This is a genomic window from Rhodoplanes sp. (assembly GCF_013377085.1).
Taxonomy (GTDB): domain Bacteria; phylum Pseudomonadota; class Alphaproteobacteria; order Rhizobiales; family Xanthobacteraceae; genus Rhodoplanes.
The window spans coordinates 174,920-182,730 of the sequence record NZ_JACAAX010000006.1; the positions used below are offsets into that span (position 1 = coordinate 174,920).

A 7,811-nucleotide genomic window follows, 5' to 3' on the forward strand; every position below is an offset into this window, starting at 1 on the left:
TCCGGGTCCGGCGCGTTGCGCCGGCCCGGAATGACGACGAACTGATCACTGGAATCGTCAATGAGCATCGAAACGGTCCGCGCCTTCCTGGCCGAGACGGCCCCCGATCTCGCCGTGATCGAGCTTGCCGAGAGCACTGCGACGGTCGCGCTCGCCGCGCAGGGCCACGGAGTCGAGCCGGGTCAGATCGCCAAGACGCTGTCGCTGCGGGTCGGTGAGCGCGTGTTTCTGGTCGTCACCCGCGGCGACGCGCGGCTCGACAACAGGAAGGCCAAGGCGGCGTTCGGCGGCAAGGTGAAGATGCTGGGTGCCGACGAGGTTTTGTCCGTCACCGGCCATCCGGTCGGTGGCGTGTCGCCGTTCGGCCTGAAGACGCAGCTCGCGGTCTATTGCGACGTGTCGCTGAAGGATTTCGACCAGGTGTTGCCGGCGGCCGGCTCGACCCACAGCGCCGTGAGGATCACGCCGGACCGGATGGCCGCGCTCACGGCCGCCGAATGGGTGGACGTGTGCAGCGTGGAGGCGTGAGCTTCTTGCCCGTCAATCCGGCCTCGCGGGAATTCGCCCGCGCGCCGGAACGACGAAGCAGAAAACCTCAATACGGCCTCGCCTCGGGATCCGTGATCTCCCCGACCGCCAGCCTCCGGTTGAACGTCTCGGCGGCGCGCCGGATCGCATCGGCCAGATACTCGGGCGACTGCGCGCCGGAAACCGCCAGCGATCCGCCGAACACGAAGCAGGGCACGCCCTCGACGCCGGCGCGCTGCGCCGCCTCGGCCTCGGTCGTCACGGCCGCCTCGTCCTGGTCCGTTGCGAGGCGTGCCGCGATGGTCGCGGCGTCGAGCCCTATGTCGGACGCCGCCTTGGCCAGCACGGCGTGCTGCGAGAGATCCTGGCCTTCGGTGAAATACAGCTCCATCAGGCGCTGCTTCATGGCGCCGGCGAGGCCGGCGCTCCCCGCCTTGGCGGGGTCGGCGTCGCCGGCCCACTTGATCAGCCGGTGGCAGTCGATGGTGTTGGGCTGGCGCGCCACCTTGTCGATCGCATAGGTGAGGCCCTCGGCGGCGGCCGCAGCGACGACGCGCGGCGCGTTCGCCATGTAGCGCTCCACCGAGCCGAATTTCTTCTCCAGATACTCACGCCGGCTGATTCCCTCGCGCGGCACCCATGGATTGAGAAAATACGCGCGCCAGCGCACCGTCGTTCGGATGTCGGGCGTCGCCTCGAGCGCGCGCTCCAGGCGCCGCTTGCCGATGAAGCACCACGGACAGACCACGTCGGAGACGACGTCGATCGGCATGGCGGTCAGGACGGGGGTGTCGGTCATTTGAAAGCTCCTTCGCCCAAATCATAAGGGCGGCGATGGAATCACGGAAGCGCCGTCGGGCATGGACCTCGCCGCGCCGGCTTCGGCGCCGCGGCGTGCCCGTGTGAGCCGGATCACCGACCGACGGTTCGCGGGCCCGCATGGTCGCCGGGTGAAACGGAGAAAACGTCGATGTCGCTGCGAAACCTGTCCATCGTGATGGCGGTCTTCTGGACCGCCGGGATGCTGTGGATGAGCTGGCCGGTCAACGCGGTGGCCGTCGTCGTCTTCCCGGTCGGCGGGGTGGTGTTCGGCTGGCTGTGGTACCGGCTGTTCGGGGCATACATGCGCCGGCTCGGCCACCCCGTGCGGTGACGGGCGACCGGGCCGCCGTCGATCACTCCGCCGCGACCGTGGTCGGTTCGGAGACGCGGGCCAGCAGGGTCTCGACCGTGTCGGCGGATTTCAGCATCGCCAGCGTGACCGAGGCGTCGATGCGACCGGTCGGGTCGTCGGCCGGCGCCAGCATCGTATGGCGCAGCACGCTGGCGATCCGCCGCGCCACCGCATGGGCCTTGTCGAGCGGCGTCGCCGAGAACACCACGAGGATCGAGCCGTCGCTCGCCCGGCAGGCGAAGTCGACATTGCGGACGAGCCGGCCGGCCAGCCTTGCGGCGTCGAGGCTGGCGCGCTGATCGAGGCCGGACGGGAACGAGAAGCGGGCGATGGAGAGCGAGAGGCCGTGCGCCTGCGCATCCTGCACGGCGCGGGCGAGGTCGCGCAGGAAGCCGGCCACCGTGAACAGGCCCGTATGGGCGTCGAGCAGGCCCTGCGCGTCGAGCGAGGCGAGCTGGCGGCGCAGCCGCGCCTCGAAGGCGTGCATGCGCACCAGCGGCAGGATAGCCGTGACGATGGCGGCGGGCTCGCCCGACAGGCATTCGAGATTGGGCAGCCGCACGGCGTCGAAGGTGGCGGGCAACTCCGGCAGAATCGCCACCGGGAGGTCGCGGAAGCGCGGATCCTCGGCCAGCGCGACCAGAAATGCTTCGAGCGTGCGCGGCCCGAAGCCGTCGCCGACGACGATGCCGTCGACGTCACGGGCATTGAGATGGCGAGCCGCCGTCTCGATGCCGAGCGCGCCGATCAGGCCGAGCCGCTCGCCGACCGCGGTGCCGAGCCCCGGATAGGTGCGCCCGCGTCCGGCGACCAGAACGGTGGCGTCGTCGAGGGGATCGTGGCTCGGCCACGCCGGCGCGTCGGGATCCTTCTCGGCCAGCATGGCGGAGCGGCGCTCGACCGTCGCATGGAGGGTGCGCACGCGCTGGGCCGAGGCGAGCCGGGCGACGATGCGCTCGCACGAGGCGTCGGCGGCGATCGGCAGCACGTTTGGCATGGCGTCGCGCAGGCCGTCGAGCGGCGCGGCGAGGACCGGCGTGAACACCGTGAAGGCCGCGATCGTGTGGGCGAGCTTTTCGAAGGTTTTTGTAGAGACCGTGTCGCCGGCCTGCGGCATCACGATGCCGGCCGGCTCGGTGCGCGACACCACGCCGGCCGCCTTCGACCAGACCGCGTCGATCACCGGATTGGCGCCGGCGGATTCGAGGGCGTGCACGAGAACCGGATCGATGTCCTCGGCGATGACCACGATCGGACCTTGCAACGACATCGGCACTCCCTCGGCATTCTGCCGCGAAGCTTAGGCGAACGCCGTTAACGGGGCGTCAACGGTTGCCGTGGCGCAGGCCGGACGCAGTCGAGTCGTCGACGCGACGTGCGTCTGCATATGTCGGTGGTCGGGGATCCGCGGGTCGCTTCCTAAAGCGTGATGGTCAGGCCGTCGCGGGCCGTCTCGCACGGCACCTCGGCGCAGTGCGCCAGCATGTCATCGCCCATGTGGGTCAGGATCAGCCGGCGCGGGGCGATGCGTGGCAGGTGCTGCGCCAGCGTGCCCCAGCTCAGATGGTACGGCACGACCTTCTCGAACCAGTACGCTTCGGCGATCATCAGATCGGCGTCACGCCCGAGCTCGACCAGGCTTTCGGTCCATTCGGTGTCGCCCGTATAGGCCAGCACCTTTCCGTCGAGCGTGATGCGATAGCCGTAGGCCGGGGCGACCGGCGCGCCGTGCTGCACCAGGGTCGGCCGGACCGTCACGCCGGCGACGGTACACGGCGCGTCGGCGGCGAGCTCGACCAGCGACAGCTCGAATTTCTGCCGCGTCGCCGACGAGCCCGGAAAGGCGAGCTCCATGGCGCGCGGGTACCACGCGGACAGGCCGGGCGGACCCGCGATGGTGAGGGGCCGCGTCCGCTTGGCGAGGAACTGCGCGTCGAGGATGAAGAACGGTATGCCGCCGGCGTGGTCGGCGTGCAGATGGGTGATCAGCAGGAGGTCGATGGCGTTGCGGTCGATGCCCTCGCGCTTGAGGCCGGCGAGCCCCGAGGCGCCGCAGTCGATCAGGAACCGCGTTCCGCTTGCCGTCACCTGAAAGCAGGTGTGGCCGCGGCCACCCGAGCCGAAGGCGTCGCCGCAGCCGACGAAGACGATCTCCATGACGGGGCCTCCGGATGTCTTACGCCGCCGCCGACTCGGCCGCCGGACGGCGGTCGCGGAACGCCGCGACGATCAGCGGGCTGACGCCGCGGGCCGTCAGCGCCTCGCGGATCGTCTCGCCGTGGCTCGCATGGCCGAACAGCCGCTGGCCCATCAGGATGTCGGGCAGCGCCAGCAGCGTGGTGCCGGGCGCGATCTCCTCGGTCACCCGCTCGATCTCGGCGAGCGCCACCCGGTAGCCGCCGATGCCGACGAAGCCGTAGGGCGGCGCCGTCACGGTGACGGTGTGGGTCTCCTTCTCGACCCGGCAAGGCTGGCGGGTGTCGACATAGAGATCGGGCTCGACCTGGAGGAACGGCCCGCTGCCGCGCTCGGCGCCGGGCGGAAAAGCGAAGCGCGGCACCATCGAGCCGCGGATCGTCAGCGTGCCCTGATCGGTGCGGGCGATCTCGGCGACCAGCGTGGCGCCTGGCGCGGTGCGGGGCGCCGTCACGGCGCCCAGCGCGATCGCGGCGGGGCGGCCGTCGGCGGCGCGGCAGGCGGCGATCAGTCCGGTCTCGCCGAACACCTGCAGATCGATCAGGCCGCAGGCACCGGCCGGCCAGTCGGCGCTCGCCGCAAGCCGCTCGGGCGCCCGCCACACGGCGATCACGCTCTGCAGGCCGCCAGCCTGGCCGAGCACGCCGGCCTCCTGCAGCCGGGTCGCCAGCGGGCCGGGCACGGCGAGGACGCGGCCGTCGAGCTCGCCGAGCTGGCGGCCGAGCTCGACGGCGTCGAACGGCACATGCAGGGCCAGCGTGCCGCCGAGCAGCAGCCACGGCACGATGCCGGTCGACAGCGCCGCGAGCGAGGAGGGCTGCAGGGTCGAGACCACGGTGGTGCCGTGCTCCATCCGGCATTCGAGCGCGATGGAAAGGCCGGCGGCCAGAAGCTCGACATGGCTACGCCCGACCGGCAGCGGTCCGCCCAGGTCGGTGTCGAAGGTGACGATCGCGACATGGGCGGCCGGGTTTATGGCGCGCTCGGCAGCCTGGAAGGGGCCCCCCGCCGGGGCCGTGAGGAGCGGATCGAGCGGCACCACACCATCCGGCAGGTCGCGCCCGAAAGCGCAGACGGCGCGCACCGTGAAGGCGTCGGCCGCCGCCGTCATGGCGACCTCGGCGAGGTCGGTGCCGCCGATCCGGCCGCCCGCGACGATGGCCTTGGCGCTGACGCGGGCCAATGCGGCGGCGAGCTCGGCGCGCCGCCACAGCAGCGGCACCGGCGCGGCGATCATTCCGGCGCGCAGCACGCCGAGCAGCGCCAGCACGCTCTCCGCCGTGTTGGGGAGCTGCAGCGCCACCACACTGTCGGTCGACAGGCCGAGGCTGCGGAACTGCCGGGCGATGGCGGAGACGATGCGGTCGACCTCGGCCCAGGTGAGCCGCAACGGCGCGCCGCCGAGCGCGCTGTCGCGGTGGCCGCCGTCGACCAGCGCCAGCGCGTCCGGCGCGCGGGCGAGCGCACGGGAAATCAGGTCGTCCAGCGTCACCCGGCCGGCATGCTGGGCCAGCAAGAGCTCGTCGGGCGAGGAGTCGCCGAGGATCATGGCCGCGTCCTTCGGGCGACGACCGGGGCCTGCGAATCCCGGTCCCGAATCGTCTCGACGCGAGAGTACCTACGGGGCCGGCGCACGCCACCATGTTTCGGGCAGCCAGCCGTACAGCGAGGTCGCGGCCGGATGGCGCACGCCATCCCACCGCGCCACCCACTGGGTCGGCAGGTGATAAAGCGGCACGACGTAGTGGCCCGAGACCAGCACCCGGTCGAGCGCCCGCACGGTCGCGACGAAGGTTTCGCGGGAGGTCGCCTCCAGCATGGCGGCGATCATGGCGTCGACCGCCGGCGAGCGCACCCCCATGTAGTTGCGGCTCCCTTGCTGGTCGGCCGCCGCCGCGCCCCAGTAGAACGCCTGCTCGTTGCCGGGCGACAGCGACTGGTCCCAGCGGTTCGGCATCATGTCGAAGTCGAACTGGATGCGGCGCTGCTCGAACTGGACGGCGTCGACCATGCGGATCGACGGCTCGATGCCGGCCCGCTTCAGGGTTCGCACGAAGCCGAGCGCCAGGCGCTCCTGGTCCTTGGTGGTGACCAGGATCTCGAACGTGAACGGCTTTCCATCCCCCTTGTGGCGAAGAACCTGGCCGTCGAGCGCCCAGCCTGCCTCGCCGAAAAGATCGAGCGCGGCTTTCAGGCCGGCGCGGTCGCGGCCGGAGCCATCGGTCGTGGGTGGCGGGTCGTTGCCGGCCATCACGCCGGGGCGCACGGCGTCAGGGAAGGGGGCGAGCAGGGCCTTCTCGGTGGCATCGGCCGGGCGGCCGCGATGGGACAGCTCGCTGCCCTCGAAATAGCTGCCGGTCCGCCGGTAGCGGTCGAAGAACAGGTTGTGGTTGATCCACTCGAAGTCGAACAGCCGGCCGATCGCCTCGCGCACCCGGATGTCGGCGAAAACCGTCCGGCGGGTGTTGAACACGAAGGCATACATGCCCCGCGGCAGCCCGGTCGAAAACTCCTCCTTGACGACGCGGCCGTCGCGCGCCGCCGGAAAGCCGTAGGCGGTCTCCCAGCGGCCCGGGTCGGTCTCCACATGGATATCGTAGAGGCCCTTGCGGAACGCCTCGAAATACGCGTTGTCGTCGCGGTAGAAGTCGAACCGGACCGTGTCGAAGTTCCACAGGCCGCGATTGACGGCGCGCTCGCGCCCCCACCAGCGCGGGCTGCGCTCGAGCGTCACGCTCTTGCCGGCGTCGACGGCGGCGACCACGTAGGGTCCGCTGCCGAGCGGCGGCTTGAGCGACGTCTCCTCGAACTGCTCGGCGTCGACCGCATGGCGCGGCAGGATCGGCATCAGGCCGAGGATCAGCGGCAGCTCGCGGTCGGCGGCTCCGGCCAGATCGAACCGCACCGTGCGGGGCCCGATCGCCTCGGCCTTTGCCACCTTGGCGTAGTAGGTGCGGTAGTTCGGCCGGCCCTTGTCGCGCAGGAGCTGCCAGGAGAACAGCACGTCCTCGGCCGTCACCGGGGCGCCGTCCGAAAAGGCGGCGGCCTCGTCGATCGTGAAGGTGACGAAGCTGCGCGCCGCGTCGGTCTCGACGCCGCTCGCCAGCAGGCCGTACAGCGTGAAGGGCTCGTCGTAGCCACGGACCAGCAGGCTCTCGATCACGTGGCCGCGGATCGCCTGGACGGGCACGCCCCGCACGATGAACGGGTTGAGGCTGTCGAAGCTGCCGAGCACGGCTTGCGTCAGCCGGCCACCCTTGGGCGCGTCCGGGTCGGCATAGCGGAAGGCCCGGAAGTCCTTCGGCAGCGCCGGGGCGCCGTGCATGGCGATGGCGTGGGCGGCCCCAGCCGGCGCGGGACCGGCACCGACGGGGGCGGCCTCGGCCGTGGCGGCTGCGGCCGCCAGCAGGACGACGGCGGCGAGCAGGACTGCGAGGGTGAGTCGGCGGACGAGGGCAGGGCGCAGCACGGTCGATCCATTCATTGCCGGGGTGCGGACGCTAGCACACGCGCTGCGAAGGCCCGCGCGAAGCGCCTTACCGACAGACCTGGGCGCCGCTATGATGCGGGCCGACGGCGCGGCCGCGGCGCGCTCCCGGTCACTTTACTGCCGCATTTAGACGGTGTTACAGCCTCGCCAGGGGACGCGCGTCGCCCGCCGGTACATTCCGACACGGCCAGAGCTGCGACACGGCAACTGAAGAGGATTTCGATGACCCGTCTGAGCCCACTCGCACCGGCGCGTCCGGTGCGGAGATCGTTTTGGAAGGCAACGGCGGCGTTCGTGTCGATCTCCGCGATTGCGGTCGGGGGGGCGTATGCCCAGGCTCCGGCGCAGCCGGCCCAGCCCGCGCAGCCCTCTCGTCCGGCCCAGCCGGCCCCGGCCCGCCCGGCCCAGCCCGCGCAGCCGGCC

Annotated in this window: 7 protein-coding genes; 2 read left to right on the forward strand and 5 right to left on the reverse strand. The window is 71.4% G+C overall.

Annotation, left to right across the window (positions count from 1 at the left end; all coding sequences use genetic code 11):
- Window positions 1–60: 60 nt before the first annotated feature.
- The gene (locus tag HXX10_RS07150) at window positions 61–528 is read left to right on the forward strand and encodes a YbaK/EbsC family protein (RefSeq protein WP_296521109.1); all 468 of its coding nucleotides are present in this window, start codon (window positions 61–63) and stop codon (window positions 526–528) included.
- Window positions 529–595: 67 nt separating this feature from the next.
- Here HXX10_RS07150 and HXX10_RS07155 read toward each other — a convergent pair whose 3' ends face one another.
- On the reverse strand, window positions 596–1,327 hold the full coding sequence (locus HXX10_RS07155; protein ID WP_296521111.1) for a DsbA family oxidoreductase: 732 nt from the start codon (window positions 1,325–1,327) through the stop codon (window positions 596–598).
- Window positions 1,328–1,498: 171 nt separating this feature from the next.
- Here HXX10_RS07155 and HXX10_RS07160 point away from each other — a divergent pair, with 171 nt between their 5' ends.
- The gene (locus tag HXX10_RS07160) at window positions 1,499–1,681 is read left to right on the forward strand and encodes a hypothetical protein (protein WP_296521113.1); all 183 of its coding nucleotides are present in this window, start codon (window positions 1,499–1,501) and stop codon (window positions 1,679–1,681) included.
- Between the two features lie 22 nt (window positions 1,682–1,703).
- On the opposite strand, the gene HXX10_RS07165 is transcribed toward HXX10_RS07160, so the two are convergent.
- From HXX10_RS07165 to HXX10_RS07180, 4 genes are all read right to left on the reverse strand, one after another.
- Window positions 1,704–2,972, reverse strand: a complete 1,269-nt coding sequence (locus HXX10_RS07165; protein WP_296521115.1) for a GGDEF domain-containing protein — start codon at window positions 2,970–2,972, stop codon at window positions 1,704–1,706.
- 149 nt (window positions 2,973–3,121) lie between these two features.
- Window positions 3,122–3,859: an MBL fold metallo-hydrolase gene (locus HXX10_RS07170; protein ID WP_296521117.1), complete on the reverse strand. Its 738-nt coding sequence runs from the start codon at window positions 3,857–3,859 to the stop codon at window positions 3,122–3,124.
- A gap of 19 nt (window positions 3,860–3,878) precedes the next feature.
- Window positions 3,879–5,447, reverse strand: a complete 1,569-nt coding sequence (locus tag HXX10_RS07175) for an AMP-binding protein (protein WP_296521118.1) — start codon at window positions 5,445–5,447, stop codon at window positions 3,879–3,881.
- A 69-nt stretch (window positions 5,448–5,516) separates the two neighbouring features.
- Window positions 5,517–7,367 carry an extracellular solute-binding protein gene (locus HXX10_RS07180; RefSeq protein ID WP_296521120.1) on the reverse strand — a complete coding sequence of 617 codons (1,851 nt, stop codon included), beginning with the start codon at window positions 7,365–7,367 and terminating at the stop codon, window positions 5,517–5,519.
- Window positions 7,368–7,811: the final 444 nt, after the last annotated feature.

Coding starts and splice junctions, on each gene's coding strand:
- HXX10_RS07150 (WP_296521109.1), top strand. CDS start 61: ATGAGCATCGAAACGGTCCGCGCCTTCCTGGCCGAGACGGCCCCCGAT.
- HXX10_RS07155 (WP_296521111.1), bottom strand. CDS start 1,327: ATGACCGACACCCCCGTCCTGACCGCCATGCCGATCGACGTCGTCTCC.
- HXX10_RS07160 (WP_296521113.1), top strand. CDS start 1,499: ATGTCGCTGCGAAACCTGTCCATCGTGATGGCGGTCTTCTGGACCGCC.
- HXX10_RS07165 (WP_296521115.1), bottom strand. CDS start 2,972: ATGTCGTTGCAAGGTCCGATCGTGGTCATCGCCGAGGACATCGATCCG.
- HXX10_RS07170 (WP_296521117.1), bottom strand. CDS start 3,859: ATGGAGATCGTCTTCGTCGGCTGCGGCGACGCCTTCGGCTCGGGTGGC.
- HXX10_RS07175 (WP_296521118.1), bottom strand. CDS start 5,447: ATGATCCTCGGCGACTCCTCGCCCGACGAGCTCTTGCTGGCCCAGCAT.